This is a genomic window from Paenibacillus caseinilyticus, from assembly GCF_027533645.1.
GTDB lineage: Bacteria > Bacillota > Bacilli > Paenibacillales > NBRC-103111 > Paenibacillus_G > Paenibacillus_G caseinilyticus.
This window is the reverse complement of sequence record NZ_JAQAGY010000003.1, coordinates 514,357-534,425: the sequence shown is the minus strand read 5'-3', so window position 1 is coordinate 534,425 and position 20,069 is coordinate 514,357. Positions and strand designations below refer to the sequence as shown.

General features: G+C 59.8%; 20 protein-coding genes, 1 pseudogene and 1 riboswitch. Of the genes and pseudogenes, 18 read left to right on the top strand and 3 right to left on the bottom strand.

Annotated elements, in window-relative coordinates; translation table 11 throughout:
- Both O9H32_RS32775 and pdxR read left to right on the top strand, forming a co-directional pair.
- Positions 1-116, top strand: a pseudogene (locus tag O9H32_RS32775) (group II intron maturase-specific domain-containing protein); the annotation flags it as partial.
- Positions 117-309: 193 nt separating this feature from the next.
- Complete coding sequence (pdxR, locus tag O9H32_RS07900) at positions 310-1,791, top strand: MocR-like pyridoxine biosynthesis transcription factor PdxR (RefSeq protein WP_269865383.1); 1,482 nt, start codon at positions 310-312, stop codon at positions 1,789-1,791.
- Positions 1,792-1,950: 159 nt separating this feature from the next.
- Here pdxR and O9H32_RS07895 read toward each other — a convergent pair whose 3' ends face one another.
- The 3 genes from O9H32_RS07895 to O9H32_RS07885 all read right to left on the bottom strand — a co-directional run bounded on the left by O9H32_RS07895 (position 1,951) and on the right by O9H32_RS07885 (position 3,957).
- A complete protein-coding gene (locus tag O9H32_RS07895) occupies positions 1,951-2,652 on the bottom strand; it encodes an SDR family NAD(P)-dependent oxidoreductase (protein WP_269865382.1) in 702 nt (233 codons plus the stop codon).
- A gap of 341 nt (positions 2,653-2,993) precedes the next feature.
- Positions 2,994-3,377 (bottom strand): cupredoxin domain-containing protein, encoded by a 384-nt coding sequence (locus O9H32_RS07890; RefSeq protein ID WP_269865381.1) that lies wholly within the window; start codon positions 3,375-3,377, stop codon positions 2,994-2,996.
- A 211-nt stretch (positions 3,378-3,588) separates the two neighbouring features.
- Positions 3,589-3,957 carry a phage holin family protein gene (locus O9H32_RS07885; protein ID WP_269865380.1) on the bottom strand — a complete coding sequence of 123 codons (369 nt, stop codon included), beginning with the start codon at positions 3,955-3,957 and terminating at the stop codon, positions 3,589-3,591.
- A gap of 218 nt (positions 3,958-4,175) precedes the next feature.
- Here O9H32_RS07885 and O9H32_RS07880 point away from each other — a divergent pair, with 218 nt between their 5' ends.
- From O9H32_RS07880 to cobU, 16 genes are all read left to right on the top strand, one after another.
- On the top strand, positions 4,176-6,563 hold the full coding sequence (locus O9H32_RS07880; RefSeq protein ID WP_269865379.1) for an endonuclease MutS2: 2,388 nt from the start codon (positions 4,176-4,178) through the stop codon (positions 6,561-6,563).
- A 175-nt stretch (positions 6,564-6,738) separates the two neighbouring features.
- Positions 6,739-7,413, top strand: a complete 675-nt coding sequence (locus O9H32_RS07875; protein WP_269865378.1) for a PspA/IM30 family protein — start codon at positions 6,739-6,741, stop codon at positions 7,411-7,413.
- Between the two features lie 119 nt (positions 7,414-7,532).
- Positions 7,533-7,952 carry a DUF350 domain-containing protein gene (locus tag O9H32_RS07870; protein WP_269865377.1) on the top strand — a complete coding sequence of 140 codons (420 nt, stop codon included), beginning with the start codon at positions 7,533-7,535 and terminating at the stop codon, positions 7,950-7,952.
- A 174-nt stretch (positions 7,953-8,126) separates the two neighbouring features.
- Positions 8,127-8,618, top strand: coding sequence for a hypothetical protein (locus O9H32_RS07865; protein ID WP_269865376.1), 492 nt, complete (start codon positions 8,127-8,129; stop codon positions 8,616-8,618).
- Between the two features lie 221 nt (positions 8,619-8,839).
- Complete coding sequence (locus O9H32_RS07860) at positions 8,840-10,120, top strand: MFS transporter (RefSeq protein ID WP_269865375.1); 1,281 nt, start codon at positions 8,840-8,842, stop codon at positions 10,118-10,120.
- Positions 10,121-10,291: 171 nt separating this feature from the next.
- Positions 10,292-11,221: a cysteine synthase A gene (gene cysK / locus O9H32_RS07855; protein WP_269865374.1), complete on the top strand. Its 930-nt coding sequence runs from the start codon at positions 10,292-10,294 to the stop codon at positions 11,219-11,221.
- A 304-nt stretch (positions 11,222-11,525) separates the two neighbouring features.
- Positions 11,526-11,810 carry a hypothetical protein gene (locus tag O9H32_RS07850; protein WP_269865373.1) on the top strand — a complete coding sequence of 95 codons (285 nt, stop codon included), beginning with the start codon at positions 11,526-11,528 and terminating at the stop codon, positions 11,808-11,810.
- A gap of 327 nt (positions 11,811-12,137) precedes the next feature.
- Positions 12,138-12,629, top strand: coding sequence for an Lrp/AsnC family transcriptional regulator (locus O9H32_RS07845; RefSeq protein ID WP_269865372.1), 492 nt, complete (start codon positions 12,138-12,140; stop codon positions 12,627-12,629).
- A 13-nt stretch (positions 12,630-12,642) separates the two neighbouring features.
- The gene (locus O9H32_RS07840) at positions 12,643-13,845 is read left to right on the top strand and encodes an aminotransferase class I/II-fold pyridoxal phosphate-dependent enzyme (protein ID WP_269865371.1); all 1,203 of its coding nucleotides are present in this window, start codon (positions 12,643-12,645) and stop codon (positions 13,843-13,845) included.
- A 132-nt stretch (positions 13,846-13,977) separates the two neighbouring features.
- Entirely contained in the window at positions 13,978-14,247 is a 270-nt protein-coding gene (locus O9H32_RS07835; protein WP_269865370.1) for an aspartyl-phosphate phosphatase Spo0E family protein, read from the top strand.
- A gap of 156 nt (positions 14,248-14,403) precedes the next feature.
- Positions 14,404-14,925: a hypothetical protein gene (locus tag O9H32_RS07830; RefSeq protein WP_269865369.1), complete on the top strand. Its 522-nt coding sequence runs from the start codon at positions 14,404-14,406 to the stop codon at positions 14,923-14,925.
- A gap of 63 nt (positions 14,926-14,988) precedes the next feature.
- Positions 14,989-15,205, top strand: a riboswitch (cobalamin riboswitch).
- Between the two features lie 238 nt (positions 15,206-15,443).
- Positions 15,444-16,448 (top strand): ABC transporter substrate-binding protein, encoded by a 1,005-nt coding sequence (locus tag O9H32_RS07825; protein WP_269865368.1) that lies wholly within the window; start codon positions 15,444-15,446, stop codon positions 16,446-16,448.
- On the top strand, positions 16,449-17,486 hold the full coding sequence (locus O9H32_RS07820) for a FecCD family ABC transporter permease (RefSeq protein ID WP_269865367.1): 1,038 nt from the start codon (positions 16,449-16,451) through the stop codon (positions 17,484-17,486).
- A gap of 111 nt (positions 17,487-17,597) precedes the next feature.
- A complete protein-coding gene (locus O9H32_RS07815; protein WP_269865366.1) occupies positions 17,598-18,392 on the top strand; it encodes an ABC transporter ATP-binding protein in 795 nt (264 codons plus the stop codon).
- Positions 18,385-19,467, top strand: a complete 1,083-nt coding sequence (cobT, locus tag O9H32_RS07810) for a nicotinate-nucleotide--dimethylbenzimidazole phosphoribosyltransferase (protein WP_269865365.1) — start codon at positions 18,385-18,387, stop codon at positions 19,465-19,467. Before O9H32_RS07815 ends, cobT begins: the two co-directional genes overlap by 8 nt.
- Positions 19,464-20,039, top strand: a complete 576-nt coding sequence (cobU, locus tag O9H32_RS07805) for a bifunctional adenosylcobinamide kinase/adenosylcobinamide-phosphate guanylyltransferase (RefSeq protein WP_269865364.1) — start codon at positions 19,464-19,466, stop codon at positions 20,037-20,039. The genes cobT and cobU overlap by 4 nt, the downstream gene beginning before the upstream one ends.
- Positions 20,040-20,069 lie beyond the last annotated feature (30 nt).

Genomic DNA, 20,069 nt, shown 5'->3' with positions numbered 1-20,069 from the left:
ACTCAAGACGGGGAGCATGGGAAATGTCTCGAAACACAAACAATGCCCTTAGGGCTTCCTACTGGGAAGCGAAAGGGCTGAAGAGTTTGCTTTCTCGATATCTGGAACTTCGTTAACCTTTTGAAACCGCCGTATGCGGACCCGCATGTACGGTGGTGTGAGAGGACGGGGGCTAGGCGCCCCCTCCTACTCGATCGCTTCTGTACTAGATGAACTGTTATAGTGTTATATTTACGGGAAGGCTGTCTCCGTTCATGCTGAACAGAGAAGCAGCAGGAATCGATCCTGCAACAAGTCAGGGGGCGCCGTATGCATATCGAGTTGACACGCAAGAGCGGGATGGGGCTGACGGGACAGATCGTACAGTCCTTCCGGGACCGGATCGAATCGGGCCTGATGCGGCCCGGCGAGAAGCTGCCCTCCGTCCGGCATCTGTCAGCTTTCCTCAAGATCAGCCAAGTAACGGTGAGCAAAGCCTACGGTGAACTGGAATCCGGAGGATTCATTACATGTACGCAGGGGAGGGGCTGCTTCGTGGCGGCAGCGGCAGAACAGGCTCCTGCGCGCCCTGATTCTTCGGAAGTCTGGCAGCTGGCCGTGCCGGATTATTTGCCGAGGGCCCAGGTCTGGAAGCACTATAACGAGGGGGAGGAGGGCATGTACCGTTTCAACACGGCGGCCATTCAGCCGAAGCTGCTGCCATCCGCCGAGATCGGCAGGAATATTCAGCGGCTGATCGCAGAGGATCCGTCCTTGATCGGAACGTACGGCCCCTTCCAGGGGGACGCAGGTCTGCTCCGGACGCTCAGCGGCTATCTGGCGGACCGGGGCATAGACGCCGGGCCGGAGCATGTGCTCGTGACCAGCGGTTCCCAGCAGGGGATCGACCTGACGGCGAGGACCTTCGTGGGACCGGGCGATACGGTATATATGGAGGGACCCAGTTACACCGGAGCAATCGACGTATTCGCCAGCCGGGGCGCGAAGATCATTACGGTGCCGGTGGACGGAGAGGGCATGCGTACGGATCTGCTGACCCGGCTCTGCGATTCGCATCCGCCCAAGGTGATCTATACGATACCCGCCTTCCATAATCCTACCGGCGTGACGATGAGTATGCGGCGCCGGCGCGAGCTGCTTCAGATCGCGGAGAGCTACCGCTGTCTGATCGTCGAGGACGATCCGTTCGGGGATCTGCATTTTGGAGAGGCGCCTCCCCGGACGCTGAAGTCGATGGACCGCGAGGGGCACGTCATCTATCTCAAAAGCTTCAGCAAGGTACTGTCGCCGGGGTGCCGGGTGGCTTGCGCTGTGGCTTCGGGCAGCCTGATCTCCAGGCTGATCGCCGCCAAGGCCACGGCCGATCTCGGCTCTCCGCTGCTTCCGCAAAAAGCGATCGAGCCGCTGCTGGCCCGCAAGCGGTATGATGCCTATCTCGGCGGCCTGCGGGAGACGCTTGCGGCCCGGTGCCGGCTCGTGACCGGCCTGCTGAAGCAGCATGCGCCGGCTGCCGTGTCCTGGAGCGAGCCTGCGGGAGGGTTGAACCTCTGGCTGACGCTGCCGGCCTGGGCGGACAGCGGCGACTTGTACCGGGAAGCGCTCAAGGAGAATGTCGTCTTCCTGCCCGGTGCCGCCTGTTACGCGGCCGAGCCGCAGCGAAACCATCTGCGCCTCTCGTTCACCCAGATGGAAGAAGAGGAGCTGCGCGAGGGAACGCTGCGCCTGTGCGGCCTGCTGCACCGGTGTCTGGCGGAACAAAGAGAGAGCAGAGGGATGGTGCCGACGCTCTAAGCCGGCGGCGGGGGGCTCGGCCTCCCTGCGAAGCACTGCGCCGCGAGTTTTGCCTCCCACACGCCAAAAACCACCTTACACTTACGGATGTCCGGTCTCCGTAAAGGTAAGGTGGTTTTGCTTCTGGCGGGATGGCCACCGCCCTTCTAACCGTTCCGCCTAATCGCCGAGCAGCCAGCCGGCTCCCACGAGCCGTGAGCTGAAGCGGACGTCCGGGGCGGCCAGTGCTGCGATCTCGGAGGAGACCCGGGCCGGATCTTTGCCGGTGGCCCGCATCTCCGTCTTAATCATGCCGGGATCGTAGAGATTGACGAGAATGTGATGATAGCCCTCTTCTTCGGCGGTCGTGCGGGTCAGCGACTCCAGGCCGGCTTTGGAGGCGGAGTAAGCGGCAGAGCTTCCGGCTCCGCCAGCCGCCAGTGCGGAGGTAATGTTGACGATCCGTCCCCGCTGCTGCCTGCGCATGACGGGAAGCACTTCGCGGGTAGCCAGGAAGGCGCCCGTCAAGTTCACGGCAATCTGTTCGTTCCACTGCGCGAGCGGGGTGCCGATCACCTGTCCCGGCTCGAAAACGGCCGCATTGTTGATCAGCGCGTCGATCCGTCCGAACGTCTCCAGCGCGGCGGCGACAAGCCGGCGGACATCCTCCTCCCGGCTGACATCGGCCTGCACGGCAAGGGCCGTGCCTCCCGCTTCGCGGATGTCTGCGGCAGCGGCCTCCACCTTATCTGCGCGCCTCCCGCAGAGGATCACATTCGCTCCCGCTGCCGCGATGTCCGTCGCGACGGCCCGGCCAAGTCCGGTCCCCGCCCCGGTCACAATGACTGTCCAGCCGTCCCAGTTCCGCTCTCGATGTCCCATTATTCCTACCACCTTTTCCGTATATGCTCTTGCTCCTATGATACCAGATCGGAGTGTCTTTGGTGAAATCAAGTTTTCTGATAGATCATATAAGAAAAGATTAGGAGCCGCTGCGGATCCGGATTAGGGGAGGGTACCTATGATGCCATCGAAGGGGACATTGCGGAGTGCGGCGTCTCTTGCGTCAAGGCAATCCGGCGGTGCCGGACGTTACGCAGCTTAGGGCGGCGGGAGCCCGGGAATAAAAGAACAGCCCTGCACGCTTCAAGGAGCGGACAGGGCTGTCGGAGCGGGCAGGCCCGCAAATGGCTGTGACCAGCTTCACGGAACGCCGAAGGCTGCTACTCTACAATCAGCTTGGCGGTCATCAAGGCGTGGCCGGCTCCGCAGGGAACAGAGCAGAGAATATCGTAAGTGCCTGGCTTGTCTGGTTTGACGGTAACGGATTTTTTCTGGTTATTGAGCTCTACGTTGAGTCCGTTCACAACGACACCGTGCATGCCTTGCTTGTTCTGAAGCGTGAAAGTAACATCTTCGCCGGCTTTCACCTTATACTCCTTCTTGTCGAAGGTGTAGTTGGTTGCCACCAGCTTCACCTGCTGGCCGGAGCCTGCCGCTGCCGCATCCGAAGCAGCCGGCTCCTCTGTTGCCGCCGGTTTGGCCCCGCAGGCCGAGAATACGAGCAGCATGCCGGCCGCTGCCGCTATCGTCAATAGTTTTTTCATATAGAGTACGCCCCTTTGTGTCAAATCGATAGAATCGCTGCCAGACAGCAATGGAAAACACTGCTACCACCATACTCCTTTTTGGGCGGTTTGGCTGTGTCGCGCAGGTGACACTCTTATGAATAATGTTTGACGGATTGCGGGGGGCAGGGGCGGCCCGCCTATACAAAAAAAATCAGCCGCAGGTTGGCCTGCCGGCTGATTTTGGGTTTTACCTGGCTCCTTCGCGGTGTGAGCCGTTGTTCTCGAACGGGGTCTTCACCGGGATGAACAGGTCGATGATCCCGATCACCAAGGCGGCCAGGACGGCACCGATGATGCTTGTCGACATGTCGCTTACGATGAACTGCGCCGCCCAGATGACCAGCGCACTCGTAATGAAGCCCACGATTCCCCTGCCGAAGGGCGTTATCTTGCGACCGAAGATGCCTTCGATCACCCAGGCGGCGATGGCAATCACCAGCGCGAGGAAGAAGGCGCTCCAGAATCCGCCGACGGAAAAACCGGGAACAATCCAGCTTACGACCAGCAGCATGAAGGCGGAAACGATAAATCTGACGAGATGACCCAGCAAATGCATCGTTGAATTCCTCCTTAGGCTTACTTGCGCTTCTTGTCAACCATGGCAAAAGGTGCACGGACTTATGATTCCCATGCGACAGGGGGGCAACCGTGGAAAACCTTGGTGAAATCCATTAGCTTTACCTTCTCTGGTTGGATATAATAAAGGGGAATTGACAATGGCTTACAACGAAGGCACGATCCAACTCGCCCGAAAGGCAGGACCCTATACAACCAATGAACACGAACTCATCATACAATCAAAAAATATTGGCTACGCTCGATTTTCATGCCGTTCTCCGGAGATGCGCGGCGCATGCCAGCACATCGCTTGGCAAGAGCCGCGTAGAAGCGCTGGAACCGAGCGGCTCCTTCGAGGAAGTGAAGCGCCGTCTGCAGGCGACCGATGAAGCGGTGAACGTCGACCGGCTGAAGGGGGGAGCCCCGTTCGGCGGTATACGCGATATCCGCCCGGCCCTGCACCGTGCCCGCATCGGGGCGATGCTGAACCCCTCCGAGCTGCTCGATATCTCGCTGACGAGCCAGGGCGGACGCCGTCTGCAGCGGTTCCTCGAAGGCGTCCATGAGGATTATCCGGTACCTCTGCTGGTGGAGACGACCGAACCGATGACCGACCACAAACCGGTCGAAGACCGGATCCGCTTCTGTATCGACGAGAATGCCCACGTGGTCGACTCGGCTAGTCCCGAGCTGGCGCGGATCCGCTCGGAACTCAGAGGCAGCGAATCCAAGGCGCGGGAGCGGCTGGAGCAGATGGTCCGTACCCCTTCCATCCAGAAGATGCTTCAGGATAACCTCGTAACGATCCGTAACGACCGTTACGTCATCCCCGTGAAGCAGGAGTACCGGAGCCACTTCGGCGGGATGATCCATGACCAGTCGGCTTCCGGGGCCACGCTCTTCATCGAGCCGGAGGCCGTCGTCCAGATGAACAACCGCGTCCGGGAGCTGAAGCTCAAGGAAGAGGCCGAGGTGGAGAAAATTCTACGGATGCTGACCGCCGAGGTGGCCGAAGTGGCCGATCCGCTGGTGGTCAATGTGGAGGTACTCGGAGAGCTAGACTTCATCTTTGCGAAGGCGGGGCTGTCCCGCGAGATGAAGGCGACGCTCCCGCTGCTCAACGACCGGGGCTTCATCAAGCTGAAGCTCGGCCGGCATCCGCTCATCTCCTCGGAGAACGTCGTCCCGCTGGATGTGGAGCTTGGAGGCAAATACTCGTCCATCATCGTGACGGGCCCGAATACGGGGGGCAAGACGGTATCCCTGAAGACGATCGGCCTGCTCTCCCTGATGGCGATGTCAGGGATGTTCGTGCCCGCGGAGGAAGGCAGCCAGCTGTGCGTATTCGATGCGATCTATGCGGATATCGGCGACGAGCAGAGCATCGAGCAGAACCTCAGTACCTTCTCGAGCCACATGACGAACATTATTCGGATACTCCGCGAGATGACGCCGAAGAGCCTCGTGCTGCTCGATGAGCTGGGCGCGGGAACCGACCCGGCCGAAGGCTCAGCCCTTGCGATATCCATCCTGGACTACATGCACCGCATGGGCTGCCGCATCGTCGCCACGACGCACTACACGGAGCTGAAGGCTTACGCCTACGACCGGCAGGGCGTTATCAACGCTTCCATGGAATTCGACGTGCAGACGCTCCGTCCGACCTACCGGCTGCTCGTCGGTGTACCGGGCCGAAGCAACGCGTTTGCGATCGCTGAGCGGCTCGGCTTGTCGAGATCCATTATCGAGAACGCCCGCGGCCAGGTAGGCGAAGAAGAACAGCGGGTCGAGTCGATGATCGCGACCCTCGAGCAGAACACGATTCAGGCGCAGGCCGAGCGGGAGACCGCCGAAGGGCTGCGCCGCGAGGTGGAGACGCTGAGGGAACGCCTGAATGCCGAGCGGCTTAAGTTCGAAGAGCAGCGCGACAAGCTGCTCGAGAAGGCGGAGCGGGAAGGCCGCGAGGCGGTCGCGAAGGCGCGCAGGGAGGCCGAGGAGGTCATCAGCGAGCTTCGCAGGCTGCAGCGGGAGGAAGCGGGCGGCGTCAAGGACCACAAGCTCAGCGCATTGAAGAAGAAGCTGAATGACGCCGCACCGGAGCTTCGTTCGAAGCAGGTATCCCAGCTGCCGAAGAAGAAGCCCGAGACGATCGGTCCGGGCGACGAAGTGCTGGTGACGAATCTCGGCCAGCGCGGGCATGTCGTAGAGGTCGTGAACGCCCAGGAATTCAGCGTCCAGCTGGGAATTCTGAAGATGAAAGTGAATAAGGCCGATCTCGAGCTCGTCAAGAAGGCTTCCGCCCAGAAGAAAGCGGAGCCGCCCAAGGCTACCTCTTCGCTGAAGCGTACACGCGACGAGAACGCCAAGATGGAGCTCGATCTGCGCGGGACGAATGTGGAGGAGGCGATGATTGAGGTGGACCGGTTCCTCGACGAGTCGTATCTCGCCAATTTCGGCCACGTCTTCATCATCCACGGCAAGGGCACCGGGGTGCTGCGGGCCGGCATCCAAGAATATCTTCGTAAGCATAAGCATGTGAAGAGCTACCGGATGGGTAATTATAATGAAGGTGGCGCCGGGGTTACCGTGGCGGAATTGAAATAAGCCGCTTCGTCTTTCGGGCGCACGGCCCCTCTTCTTTTTTTGAACTCCGCCGCCTTTTCTTGAAACGGGCCGGCAGCTTTCAACGTATATACCGATATGCAAAGTTGTTTCTTTACAGGGCAGACTGATTAATAAATGAAAACATGACAATGGATAATCAGGGAGGACTTTGATTATGGGTATTTTCAAACGATTTCGCGATCTGACGATGGCTGCTGTGAATGATATGCTCGATAAGGCGGAAGACCCGGTCAAGATGCTGGCGCAGTTCCTGCGGGATATGGAAGCGGATATTCAGGAAGCGGAGATCGCTGTTGCGAAGCAGATTGCGATCGAGAAGAAATTCAAGGCGCAGTACGAAGAAGCCGAAGAGATGGTGCTGAAGCGGGAGCAGCAGGCCGTGAAGGCGCTCGAGTCGGGCAATGAGGACCTGGCCCGCCGCGCGCTGCAGGATAAGAAAGAACACCAGACCCGCTTCGACGAAATGAAGAAGCAGTACGATACGGCCAAGGCCAACGCAGACCGTCTGCGGGCCCAGCTCGGCGAGATGAAAGACGAGTTCGGCAAGATGAAGAACAAGAAGGATCTGCTCGTGGCGCGGGCCGAAGCCGCCAAGGCGCAGAAGCAGATCAACCAGGCGATGTCCGGCTTCGGTACGGATAACGCGGCCAAAGGCTTTGACCGCATGAGCGAGAAAGTGCTGCAGCTCGAAGCCGAAGCAGAAGCGAGCAATGAGCTCCGCTCGAAGGACCGCAGCCTGGATGACGAGCTAAGCGCTCTCGGCAAGGATGACGGTGTAGAAGATGAGCTGGCGGCTTTGAAGGCAAAGCTTGCTTCCAAGAACCAGTAACGTACCTGTTCGGTTAGTTTCTCGGTACCCGAGACTGGAGGAATGTATTCCTTCAGTCTCTTCGGTTGTTCGGACGACAAACTGTTATGCTGAGGCGAAAGGGCGGGTGAGTACAGTCCATGAACGAACAATTGGATTGGATGATGGGCAATCCTTATGTGGAGACGCTTGCTTTTTTCTCGGTGGCCGTGCTCGCGCTGATCGTGTTCCTGGCGATCTTTGAACTCGTCACGAAGTATAAGGACTGGGAAGAGATCAAGAACGGCAATGTGGCGGTGGCAATGGCGACGGGCGGGAAGATCTTCGGAATCTGCAATCTGTTCCGTTTCGCGATTCTGAACAACGACTCCCTTCTGGATTCGCTGGTATGGGCAGGGTACGGCTTCCTGCTGCTGCTTGCCGCTTATTTTATCTTCGAATTCCTCATGCCTTACTTCAAGATCGACGATCAAATCAAGAACGACAACCGGGCGGTGGGCCTGATTTCGATGATGATTTCCGTATCGCTTTCCTATGTCATCGGGGCCTGTGTAACGTAGAAGGGAAGGCCTGCTTGGCGGGCAAGGAGGGATAGTCCGCTAGTGAAGTATTTATGGGGTACGCTGCTTGTGCTTGCGCTTGTTTTTTTTGCCGTAGGCGTTTACTATTTTATTAATCATGCCTAAGTCATGATGCGTCCGCGGCTGTGGGAGCCGTCCAAGGAGGAATGACGATTGTCGCAAAGTAATGACGTGATCTGCCCGTGGTGCCAGACCGAGATCGTGTGGGATCCGGAGATAGGACCCGAGGAATCCTGCCCGCACTGCTTCAATGAGCTGGGAGAGTACCGGAGTATCAATCTCAAGGTCAAAGGCACCGGTCAGCATATCATGTTCGATGAAGAAGAAGAGGAAGATTTCGGACTCTTGGACGAAGAGGCGGAAACGATGGACGACTACGAGGAAGGCGTGCAGAGTGTGCTCGATACGCAGGAGATTGCGCCGGAATGCTCTTCGTGCCGCAGCTTCATGCTGAAGGTGGGCGCCCATTCGGCACCGGCCGGGTTCCAGCCGTTCATCCACGAGGTGCTGGGCAAACCGCTGGTGGCGGCCTCGTTTACGATGGACCTGTATACTTGTCCGTCGTGCTTCAAGCTCGAGCAGCATTTGTCCGAAGCGGACCGGCTGGCACTGATCGAGCAGCTGCGGGGCAAAGAATCCCAATAGATCAACAATAGATCCAGGAAGGAACCAAGAGAGGCTGCGGCTCATCTCCAGGTTCCTTTTTTTATGATATGGGATCGAAGCGCTCATGGATTTTGCGGGATGGGGAAGCTTAACTAAACACAGGCACCACATTCCAAGTCATAGGTGAGAGCATGCACTCCGGTTCGAAACAGTTTCCCCATGATTGGGTACGAGAGAATGCCGCGCCTTCGCCGGCCGTCATGAAATACCCGGCCTGGCAGGGTGTCGGCCATACGGAAAAGGGCGGCGATCCCTCCGCAGGTTCAGGAGGTACACCCCCGGGTAAGGGGCGAAGCGCCCCGCTGGAGGGTCAGGCCCGGCTTCTGCTGACGGTGAACGGGCTGTTCGCCGCAGCCAACGCATTGTCCGGCACGTTCGTTAACGTCTACCTGTGGAAGTCCAAGGGGGACTTTACGCTCATCGGCTGGTTCACCCTGGTCACGCATCTGACGATGGCCCTCACGTTCTGGCTTGCCGGCAAATGGGTCAAGGAATATAACAAAATGAACTGTCTTCGCGCCGGTGTGGCGGTAGCAGCGCTGTTCTACACACTGGTCTTGTCTTTTGGAGACCGGGCGGCAGAATGGTTCGTCCCGCTCGGCATGGTGATCGGCCTCTCGTCCGGCTTGTTCTGGATCGCCTTCAACGTCGTTTATTTTGAAGTGACGGACCCGGATAACCGCGACAAGTTCAACGGCTGGGCCGGCCTGATCGGTTCGTTCGTCGGGATGGTCGCCCCTTGGATCTCGGGCTTCCTCATTGTTCGTCTGCAGGCGGCCCAGGGCTACCGCCTCATCTTCTCCCTGTCGCTGATCGTCTTCCTGATCGGGGTAGTGGTATCGTTCTTCCTCAAGAAGCGGAAAGCTTCGGGCACTTACGAGTGGCTGCTGACGTGGCGCTGCCTGCGGCGGGATGCCGTCTGGCGGACCATCGGACTTGCGCTCGTGGCGCAGGGCATGCGGGAAGGTGTCTTCGGTTTCATGATCGGACTGCTTGTCTACGTGCATACCGGCAGCGAGATGAGCCTCGGGAACTTCTCGCTGATCACATCGGCCGTAGCTCTGCTGAGCTTCCTGGCTGCCGGGCGGATGCTCAAACCGCGGTACCGCCACACGGCGATGCTGATCGGCGCGGCGATGCTCGTGCTGATCATCCTGCCCTTCTTCTGGAAGGTGAATTTCACTACGCTGCTGGTGTTCGGTATCGGAGCGGCGATCTTCTTCCCGCTGTACGGGATTCCGATGACCTCGATGGTGTTCGACCGCATCGGCAGCGATGAAGAGAGCGCGAGACGCAGGGAGGAATATATCGTTCTCCGCGAGCTCGCGCTCAATGGCGGGCGTCTGCTCGGTACCTCGGTCTTTATTGCTGTCGTGAGCTTCACCCAGTCGCCGGCCGTGCTCAACTGGCTCCTGCTGGCCTTGGGCAGCAGTCCCCTCTTGGCCTGGTACTGGATGGGCAAGGCGCGCAAAGCTGCATAGCATCAGGGAAATGACGGGCCGTTCCTGCCAAGAGGCGGCCCGTCTTGTCTTGCGCGCAGACCCCTCCGCTTGACAATCCAGGAGCCCATACTACAATGAGGGGAAAGAAGCCTATAAGCGTGCGAGAAAAGTCCGGCAGAAGGGCTCAGGATACGGAAGGATCGTGAGGAGATGGGTACGAAGAGCAGAAGAATGGTAAGCAGCATTACCGAGCTTATCGGGGATACGCCGGCTGTGCGGATTAACCGCCTGCTGGGCGGCGAGGCCGCCGAGCTCTACGTGAAGCTGGAGTATTTCAATCCGAGCGGGAGCGTCAAGGACCGCGCCGCGTATAACTTGATCGCCGAGGCGGAGAAGGACGGCCGGCTCCTGCCGGGGGCGACGATCATCGAACCGACCAGCGGCAATACGGGGATCGGCCTGGCGATGAATGCGGCGGCCAAAGGCTACAAAGCCATCTTGATCATGCCGGATAACATGACCAAAGAACGTATCAATCTGCTCAAAGCTTATGGCGCCGAAGTCGTGCTGACGCCGGCGGCGGAGCGGATGCCGGGAGCGATCCGTAAGGCGCAGGAGCTGCAGGCGGCGATTCCGCATTCCTTCATCCCGCAGCAGTTCGAGAATCCGGCGAACCCGGATATTCACCGGGTCACGACGGCTCTCGAAATTCTGGAGCAGATGGAAGGCCGGCTCGATGCCTTCGTCGCCTCCTCCGGGACAGGGGGGACGATCACGGGAACGGGCGAAGTCCTGCGCGGGAAGCTGCCGGACCTCGGCATTTATGTGGTTGAGCCGAAGGGCTCGCCGGTGTTGTCCGGCGGACAGCCCGGCCCCCACAAGCTGGTCGGCACGAGCCCCGGCTTCGTTCCCGCGATCTTGAATACGGAAGTCTACGACGTGATTGTCCAGGTAGCGGATGAGGACGCCCTTCGGACGACACGGGACCTCGCCAGGCTCGAAGGGATTCTCGTTGGCCCGTCCGCGGGAGCGACGGTATGGACCGGAATGCAGGTAGCCCTGAAGCTGGGCCCCGGCAAGCGCGTTCTCTGCATTGCTCCCGATACGGGGGAGCGTTATTTGAGTATGGACATTTTTTGACCGGAATTATTTGATCGGAATGTTTTGACCGGAAGCTGATGCATAGCATGGCTCCCATGAAGCCGGCCTGTTTTGGGGCAGGCTTCTTTCATTATTTGGAAGCACGGGGTGGCGGGAGAACGAATAGAAATAATAGGGAACGGCGCTAACGGTTCGCAGGATCAATGGCTCACGGCTTGAACATAAGGCAGATGAACCATAACGGGGAACCCGCAAAGAGGAATTCGTTGCATAATTATTCATTTAAGTGTATAATAATGAATATAGGGAAGTAAGGATCCGAATGAGAGGAAGGGACTTGTTGATGAAGATCGCACTGCATAACGAACGGCCGGAAGAAGCGCAGCTGCTCCGGCTGATGGATGACCTCGCCCGTGAAGCGGGCTGCCCGCAGCTGCAGGAACATCCTGCGGACGGCGGCAAGGTGATATCCGCTTACGACAGCGGACGGCTGATCGGGATCGGCCGGTTGGTGGACAGCGGCGCGGATGCCGGCGGTTTCGAATGCACACTGCTTCCGAGCTACACGGGCCGGGAGATTGAGTCGAGCATGCGCAAGCTTCTCTCTGCCCGCCGGATCTGCCGCTGAGTCCTGCTGACGCGGGCGGTCCGCATGGCCGAGGCCGGCATTGCTTGAGGAACACCAAGCAAGCATACAACTTTAACTTCACTCCATAGGGATATGAGCAGCCTCCCCGCCAGGGCCGGACTGCTCTTTTTGCGTGCCGCCATAGGCTGCCCGCGAATCCGCTCCGAAGCAGGGGGCGCGAGGCGGTCTGGGACCCGCGGAGCCAGGCGGGGCCGGGTTATTTTTACTTTGCCAAATGGTGCGGCGTAGGTGTAATATGGAGAAATAACCTTTTGCCGGGTGAAGAGCCCGTCATGAACCTGAACGCCGTAGGAGGATCCTTAGCCCATGGAACAATTCAAGATGAAAATCATCGAGTTGTTGAAAGAAGATGCCCGCCGCAGCCCGGCGCTGATCGCGACAATGCTCGCCGCGCCTGAGGCAGAAGTGGCCCAAGCGATACGCGAGCTGGAAGAAGAGAACGTGATCGTGAAGTACGCGACCATCGTCAACTGGGCAAAAGTCGACAGCGAGAAGGTCACGGCGCTGATCGAAGTGCAGATTACTCCTGAGCGCGGCCGCGGCTTCGATGCCATCGCCGAGCGCATTTACTTATATCCGGAAGTGAAGTCGGTCTATTTGATGTCAGGTGCGTACGATCTGCTCGTCGAGATCGAAGGCAAGACACTCAAAGAAGTGGCGTCCTTCGTATCCAACAAGCTGTCGCCGATTGACCGCGTATTGTCGACGAAGACGCATTTTATTCTCAAAAAATACAAGCAGGACGGCATCACATTCGAAGATCACGAGGATGACCGCAGACTGTTAATCTCGCCGTAAAGGAAGATGGACGATGATTGAGCCGAAAGAGCAAACGGGAGTACCCCAGACCAAGTCGATGGACGGCTATCTGGCGCCGCTCGTCCGCAATATTCCGCCTTCGGGCATCCGCAAGTTCTTCGACCTTGCCAGCGGCCGTAAGGACATCATATCGCTTGGCGTCGGGGAGCCGGATTTCAGCACGCCTTGGCATGTGAGGGAAGCGAGCGTCTACTCGCTCGAGCGGGGCAATACCAAGTATACGCCGAACTCCGGCATGCCCGAACTGCGTGAAGCGATCGCCGAGTATCTGTACGGATCGTTCCAGACCCCTTATGAGCCGTCGGACGAAGTGCTCGTGACGGTGGGCGGCAGCGAAGCGATCGATCTGGCGCTCCGCGCCCTCGTCACGCCGGGTGACGAGATCCTGATCCCCGAGCCGTGCTACGTGTCCTACAATCCGATAACGCAGATTAGCGGCGGGGTTCCCGTAGGAATCGAGACGTTCGCCAAGGACCAGTTCAAGCTTACGGCCGATTCGCTGAAGAAAGCGATCACGCCGCGCTCTAAGATCCTGATCCTGAGCTATCCGAGCAATCCGACCGGGGGCATTATGACCTACGAGGATTGGCTGCCGATTGCAAGGCTCGTCGAAGAGCACGACCTGATCGTCATTTCCGACGAAATCTATGCGGAACTGACCTACGACCAGAAACACGTGTCGTTTGCCGCCATACCGGGCATGCGGGACCGGACGATTCTCGTGAGCGGATTCTCCAAGGCCTTCGCCATGACGGGCTGGCGTATGGGCTATGCCTGCGGACACCGGGACCTGATCTCCGCGATGACCAAGATTCATCAATATACGGTCATGTGCGCACCTTCCATGGGACAGGTGGCCGCTCTGGAAGCATTGAGGAACGGAATGGAAGAGAAGGACCGCATGGTAGAATCGTACAACCAGCGCCGGCGACTTGTCGTTCAAGGGTTCCGCGAGATCGGCCTGCAGTGCCATGAGCCCCAGGGCGCGTTCTACGCTTTCCCGTCCATCCAGTCCACCGGGCTCAGTTCGGCGGAATTTGCGGAGCGCTGCTTGTTTGAGGCCAAGGTCGCAGTCGTGCCGGGACACGTATTTGGCATCGGCGGAGACGGTTTTGTGCGCTGCTCTTATGCTTATTCGGTCTCCCAACTGCTCGAAGCGATCGAAAGAATAGGAAAATTTATGAAAAATCTCTAATTTCGACAAAAAAAGTCATTTTCAAATTCCCCAATAACTGGTATCTTAGAAGTATGGAAGTTTTGTATATTAATAATTTATGGAACTATCCGTCTAAGGACTAAGATACTATAGGGTTGGGAGGGATAAGGAATGGCTTTTCCGGAATATCAACTTCGGCAGAACTTGAATCTCGATTGGATACGCGAGAGCGAGCAGAAATCCAAGTGGATCTTTGGCAAACGGAAACGGGTCTCTGCTGCTTCCACGCTGGAAGATGATATTTACCGGCTGAGGCAGGAGATGGAGCAGCTTGTTCAAAGCGGAAACAGCCTTACGTCCTCCCGAGTCGTCGAGATCAGCATGGAGCTGGATATTAAGATCAATGAATATATGCAGGGTTTGCGAAGAAGCCGGTCTTGATCGACCGGCTTCTTTTTTGCGTTCCGCCGGCTCGGCAGACGGCGCAGCGGCAGGGAAGAAAGCTTTGAAAGCCTCCTCCCCGGTGTGATAAGATAGCATGATAGAAGAGCGAGGATTAGAGGGGCGCGGCGCTATAGCGAAGGGAGCATGAAGGGCATGAAGGGAAAGTGGTTGCTAGGGCTGCTGCTGCTGGTCGTACTGGCTGGATGCGGCGGAGGGCCGAAAGCGGACGTAACGATATTCATGATGTCATCCAAAGGCATTCCGAGCGATGTGGGGGACAAGCTGCAGGGTTCGCTTCAAGCAAAGCTCGGAACGGCGCCGACGGTTCAAGTGCTGGCCACGCCGGTGTTCAGTATGGAGAAGATGATCGTCGAGATCGCGGCGGGGGATCACGGCATTCATGTGCTGCCCGGCGACCAGCTCGAGGCGTTGAAGAACCAGCAGGCCTTCATTCCTCTGGATGACGTGGCGAAGCCGGAAGATTACCCAAGCGGCGTCTTCGAGTTGGAGGAGAACGGGAAGAAAGAGAAGCACCTGTACGTGATTCCGCTGGAGGAATCGGCGTGGTTCAAGGAGCTGAACCTGAACGGCAAGGATCTCTATGCGTTCGTGCCGGTCAATGCGCCGGACAAAGAGAAGGCAAAACAGGTCATGAAGCAGATCGCCGTGAAGTAACAGGTGAGCATGCAGGAACAGGGCAATATAACTGAAATGTAGTGAAAACGGCTGCTGCTGCCGGCAGCCGACAGCAGTCCGGGTGCCTGGGAGCCAAGTCGAAGGCCGCTCAGGTTAAAAGGGAAGCCGGTGTGAATCCGGCACGGTCCCGCCACTGTCACCCGGGGGAAGCTCCAGGAAGCCACTGCGCGCCGCAAGGCGGGCGGGAAGGCGGAGCATCCTGACCATACCTTGGTCAGGCCCCGTCAGTCAGGAAACCTGCCCGGACCTCACGTGTTTGTCGCCCTTTCGAGGAAAAAGGGCAGACCTTCTCCCGCTTGCGGGTTCCTTCGTTCCCGTGCGGACGAAGAGGGCCGGCCGGCGGGTCGTTAAGGACTGCCCTCTGCTCGGAGCGACTCCGCGGCAGGGGGCTTTTTGCGGTGTAGACCTATGGACTGTGGAACATGGACAGTGGAGCAGGCTGGATCTGTATGGCTCTGTATGAATCTGTATTAGGAAGAAGAATAGGGAGTGAGCTTATGAACGCTTGGAGAAAAAAATGGCTGGGTACCGTGCTCAGTGTGGCACTTGCGGGAACAGTGGCTGCTTGCGGCAATAAGGCGCCGGTACCGGGCCAGGGAGAGCTCGCGGAGCCTCCGAAGGCGGAGAGCCCGGCAGGCAAGCCGGGGGCTGCTGCGGAGCGGACGGCTTACCCGCTGAAATTGAAGGATGCCACAGGTCAGGAGTTTACCTTCGAGAAGGCGCCGGAGCATGTGGCTTCTACTTCGCCTAGCGAAACGGAAATTCTGTTCGCCCTGGGGCTGGGCGACCGGATTGTCGGGGTGTCGGATTTTTGCGATTACCCCGAGGAGGCGAAGAGCAAACCGAAGCTCGGCAGCATCGTGAAGCCCAATGAGGAGGCGCTCGTTGCCTCCGGGGCGGATCTGGTCATGACGGGCGTGTCGATGAAGACCGAGGCGGTGAACAAGCTCCGCGGGCTGAAGGTGAATCTCTTCAAGGTAGAACCGAAGACGGTCGACGATGTCATGAAGAACATCCTGATCATGGGGCAAATCTTCGACCGCCAGGAACAGGCACAGGGGGTCGTCGATAAGATGAAGGCGGAACGGCAGCAGGTGTTGGATGCGGTGAAGGACTTGAAGCCGGAGGAGAAGCGCCGGGTGCTGATGGAGTTCTCCCCTGGGTGGACTGTCGGTTCCGGCGAGTTCTTGGACGAGCTCATTACGATCTCGGGCGGAATCAACGTGGCCTCCGGAGAGAAGGGCTACATGAAGATCAACGAGGAGAAGGTCATTGCGGACAACCCGCAGGTCATCCTCTATCCGAAGAACCTGCTCGATGACGAATCGGGCAAGACGCTGGATGAAATCATCCGCTCCCGCAGCGGGTGGGAGCAGATCGAAGCGGTGAAGAACAACAAGCTGGCAGGCGTCGACAAAGACACGACCTCCCGTCCGGGCCCCCGCATTACGGAGGGGCTCGTGGAGATCGCCAAGGGCATCTACCCGGAACGGGTGAAATAAATGAAGCTCAGGCTGGGACTGTGGATCGGAGGGGCGCTGCTTGTCTTGCTGCTGTCGGCGACCGCAGCCTTGTCGCTCGGCACGGTTCACGTTCCGCTGCGCCATGTATGGGGCATTCTGCTGCATGAGTTGTTCGGAGCCGGCGACGGTGCACCGCTCCCGTGGAGCACCGCGCATGGACAGATCATCTGGAAGGTGAGGCTGCCCCGCATGGCGCTCGGCTGTCTCGTCGGAGCTGCGTTGGCGCTGGCCGGCGCAGGGTTCCAAGGGGTGCTCCGCAACCCTCTGGCCGATCCTTATACGCTTGGCGTCTCCTCGGGGGCCTCGGTAGGTGCCGCATTCCTGATCCTCTTCGGTCTGCAGTATGCGCTGCTCGGCGAGTGGACTGTGCCTGCCGCTGCCTTTGTAACAGGAGGCTTGACGCTCTGGGCGGTGCTGGCGCTCGCCCGGACGGAAGGCAGGCTGCGGATGGAAACGGTGCTCCTCGCAGGCGTCGTCATGCAGGCGTTCCTGGGCGCCTGGGTGTCCTTCCTGGTATCGATGTCCGGTGAGGTCGTCAATGAGATTGTGTTCTGGATGATGGGCAGTTTGACGATGAGGGGCTGGTCTTATGCGTTGATCCTGATTCCTTATCTTGTGGTCGGGTCCGTTGTGCTCCTGGCTTACGGGAGGGCGCTCAATTTGTTCTCGCTGGGCGAGCGGCAGGCGGCGCATCTCGGCGTCGACGTAGAGCGGACGAAGCTCGTCATACTGGCCGCATCGACCCTGATCACGGCAGGAGCCGTCTCTGTGGCGGGCGTCGTGGCCTTCGTCGGGCTGCTCGTGCCGCATCTGCTGCGGCTGCTCGCCGGACCGGATTACCGGCTGCTGCTTCCGCTCTCTATGATCGGAGGGGCGGTCTACGTGCTCTGGGCGGATACGCTGGCCCGCACGCTGCTCTCGCCCACGGAGATTCCGCTGGGCGTCGTGACGGCGTTCCTGGGTGCTCCGTTCTTCGCTTACCTGCTCCGCCGGCGGAAGCAGGCGGTGCGGGGGTAGCGGACGCAGCAGGGGCGGCCCGTTCAGAAGGGGAATCCATATACAGTGACTGATAGGGGCCGATATAGGCAGACAACGCTTCCTAATAGAAGCGCAGAAGGAGGGCGCGGAATGATCGCGATTGGCGTGGAGGCGCTCGGCAAACGGTTCGGGAACCGCACGGTGCTGGATGGGATCGGTTTTGAGGTACATGCCGGGGAGTGGCTGGGGATCTTAGGTCCGAACGGCAGCGGCAAATCGACGCTGCTGCATCTGCTCTCGGGTGTGGAGCCGGCGGACGGGGGATCCGTGAAGCTGGACGGCCGCCCCGTGGGCGGGTATTCCCGCAAGGAGCTCTCCCGGCTGCTTGCCGTGCTTCCGCAGGATGCCCTGCCGCCGCTTGGCTTCACCGTGAGGGAAGTCGTGGAGATGGGGCGGTATCCATATCAGAACTGGCTCGGCGACGACAAAGAAGACGGGACGGATCTGGTGGAACGCATCCTCTCCTGGCTGAAGCTCGAAGAATTGCAGGACCGCTCGGCCGATGCGCTGAGCGGGGGGGAACGGCAGCGGGTGGCTCTCGGCCGGGCTTTGGCCCAGGAGCCGAAGTTGCTGCTGCTGGACGAGCCGACGACCTTCCTCGATATCGGCTACCAGCTCGAGATGATGGACCGGATATCCGCGTGGAAAGAGGAGTGCGGCATGACGGTCGTCTCTGTGCTGCACGATCTCAATCTGGCCTCGCAATACTGCGACCGGCTGCTCCTGATGCAGGGTGGGCGCATCCGGGGCCTGGGGACGCCGGCTGAGGTGCTGCAGCCGGAAGGAATACAAGAGGTATACGGAACAAGGCCCTATGTGCTGCCGCATCCGGATAGCGGGGTACCGCAAATTATACTGGGAAGGGGCAGGATGGCCCATGAGTGAGAAGGAACTGCAAAGCGTGCTGGCGGATATTCGCCCGCTGGATGAGGGAGCCATGGCTGAAGCGGCGCTGAGGCTGGATGATCTGACGAAGCCCCCGGGAAGCCTGGGACGGCTCGAGGCGATTGCGCGGCAGGTGGCGGGAGTGCGCGGCACAGCGCTGCCGGAGCCGGGCCGTAAGGCCGTGGTCGTCATGGCCGCCGACCACGGCGTGTGCGAAGAAGGGGTCAGCGCGTTCCCGGCGGAGGTGACGCCTCAGATGGTAATGAATTTCCTCACAGGCGGCGCGGCCGTCAACGTCCTGGCCCGTCACACCGGGGCGGAAGTCGTGTGCGTGGACATCGGCGTCAACGCCGAACTGTCGCACCCGCAGCTGCGCTCGCACAAGGTGCGGATGGGCACAGCCAATATGGCCGCCGGTCCCGCGATGACGCGGGAGGAAGCGGCCCAGGCGGTGCTTATCGGCATCCGCGTGGCTTGCGGTCTCGCCGATGAGGGGTTCACCCTCCTCGCTACCGGCGAGATGGGCATCGGCAATACGACGGCCAGCAGCGCGCTGCTCAGCGTGCTGACCGGGGTAGATCCGGCAGCCGGGATAACGGGACGGGGCACCGGCATCGATGACGCCCGGCTGCTCCATAAGCAGGAGGTGATCCGCCGGGCGGTGGCGGTCAACCAGCCGGATCCGGACGACGTGCTGGATGTGCTGGCGAAGGTCGGCGGCCTGGAGATCGCCGGGCTGGCCGGCGTCATCCTCGGAGCGGCTTCCCGGCGGGTGCCGGTCGTCATCGACGGCTTCATCTCGTCGGCTGCCGCGCTGATCGCCGCCAGGCTCGCACCGCTGAGCACCGGTTATATGATCGCCTCGCATCTGTCCGAGGAGCAGGGCCATGCCCGTCTCCTGGCGGAGCTCGGGCTGCAGCCGGTGCTGCACCTAGACATGCGCCTCGGCGAAGGGACCGGCGCGGTGCTGGCCTTCCCGCTGGTCGAAGCCGCGCTGAAGCTCATGCGCGAGATGGCGACCTTCGGGTCCGCCGGCATTTCGCAGGCGGCCGGGGAGTCGCCTGCGGGCGTATGAGCGGCGCAGGAGAAGCCTTGCGCCCGCTGCGCGTGCTCGTCACCGGAGGCGCCCGAAGCGGCAAGAGCGGCTTCGCGGAACGCCATGCGGCACGCCTCGGCGGGAGCGGGCTCTACATCGCGACTTCGCAGGCGTATGATGACGAGATGCGCGAGCGCATTGCCCTGCACCGGCGCAGCCGGGAAGAGCAGGCGTTTCCGTGGACGACGGTGGAGGAGCCATACAAGCTTAGCGAACGCTTGGCGGAGGCAGACCAACCGGTTGTGCTGGTCGACTGCTTGACCTTATGGCTGTCGAACTGGCTTCTGCGCAACGAATCCGAGCCGCAGTCGCAGCGGCTGCTCGAGGAGAAGATCGAGGAGCTGGCGCAGGTGTTCGAGAGGGTCGACCGGCCTGTGATCCTGGTCACCAACGAGGTCGGGTACGGACTGGTGCCGGAGTACAAGCTCGGACGGATCTTCCGCGACCTCTCCGGACGGATGAACCAGCGGCTAGCGCGGGCGGCGGATGAGGTGTTCCTGGTAACAGCCGGGATTCCGCTCGAACTTAAGGCGCTGGCTTACCGGGAATAAAGCTTGGAGCCTGCCGGGCGAAGGGAAAGG

Excerpts from the sequence above, each read along its gene's own strand:
- pdxR (WP_269865383.1), top strand. The coding sequence starts at position 310 with ATGCATATCGAGTTGACACGCAAGAGCGGGATGGGGCTGACGGGACAG.
- O9H32_RS07895 (WP_269865382.1), bottom strand. The coding sequence starts at position 2,652 with ATGGGACATCGAGAGCGGAACTGGGACGGCTGGACAGTCATTGTGACC.
- O9H32_RS07890 (WP_269865381.1), bottom strand. The coding sequence starts at position 3,377 with ATGAAAAAACTATTGACGATAGCGGCAGCGGCCGGCATGCTGCTCGTA.
- O9H32_RS07885 (WP_269865380.1), bottom strand. The coding sequence starts at position 3,957 with ATGCATTTGCTGGGTCATCTCGTCAGATTTATCGTTTCCGCCTTCATG.
- O9H32_RS07880 (WP_269865379.1), top strand. The coding sequence starts at position 4,176 with ATGAACACGAACTCATCATACAATCAAAAAATATTGGCTACGCTCGAT.
- O9H32_RS07875 (WP_269865378.1), top strand. The coding sequence starts at position 6,739 with ATGGGTATTTTCAAACGATTTCGCGATCTGACGATGGCTGCTGTGAAT.
- O9H32_RS07870 (WP_269865377.1), top strand. The coding sequence starts at position 7,533 with ATGAACGAACAATTGGATTGGATGATGGGCAATCCTTATGTGGAGACG.
- O9H32_RS07860 (WP_269865375.1), top strand. The coding sequence starts at position 8,840 with ATGAAATACCCGGCCTGGCAGGGTGTCGGCCATACGGAAAAGGGCGGC.
- cysK (WP_269865374.1), top strand. The coding sequence starts at position 10,292 with ATGGGTACGAAGAGCAGAAGAATGGTAAGCAGCATTACCGAGCTTATC.
- O9H32_RS07850 (WP_269865373.1), top strand. The coding sequence starts at position 11,526 with ATGAAGATCGCACTGCATAACGAACGGCCGGAAGAAGCGCAGCTGCTC.
- O9H32_RS07845 (WP_269865372.1), top strand. The coding sequence starts at position 12,138 with ATGGAACAATTCAAGATGAAAATCATCGAGTTGTTGAAAGAAGATGCC.
- O9H32_RS07840 (WP_269865371.1), top strand. The coding sequence starts at position 12,643 with ATGATTGAGCCGAAAGAGCAAACGGGAGTACCCCAGACCAAGTCGATG.
- O9H32_RS07835 (WP_269865370.1), top strand. The coding sequence starts at position 13,978 with ATGGCTTTTCCGGAATATCAACTTCGGCAGAACTTGAATCTCGATTGG.
- O9H32_RS07830 (WP_269865369.1), top strand. The coding sequence starts at position 14,404 with ATGAAGGGAAAGTGGTTGCTAGGGCTGCTGCTGCTGGTCGTACTGGCT.
- O9H32_RS07825 (WP_269865368.1), top strand. The coding sequence starts at position 15,444 with ATGAACGCTTGGAGAAAAAAATGGCTGGGTACCGTGCTCAGTGTGGCA.
- O9H32_RS07820 (WP_269865367.1), top strand. The coding sequence starts at position 16,449 with ATGAAGCTCAGGCTGGGACTGTGGATCGGAGGGGCGCTGCTTGTCTTG.
- O9H32_RS07815 (WP_269865366.1), top strand. The coding sequence starts at position 17,598 with ATGATCGCGATTGGCGTGGAGGCGCTCGGCAAACGGTTCGGGAACCGC.
- cobT (WP_269865365.1), top strand. The coding sequence starts at position 18,385 with ATGAGTGAGAAGGAACTGCAAAGCGTGCTGGCGGATATTCGCCCGCTG.
- cobU (WP_269865364.1), top strand. The coding sequence starts at position 19,464 with ATGAGCGGCGCAGGAGAAGCCTTGCGCCCGCTGCGCGTGCTCGTCACC.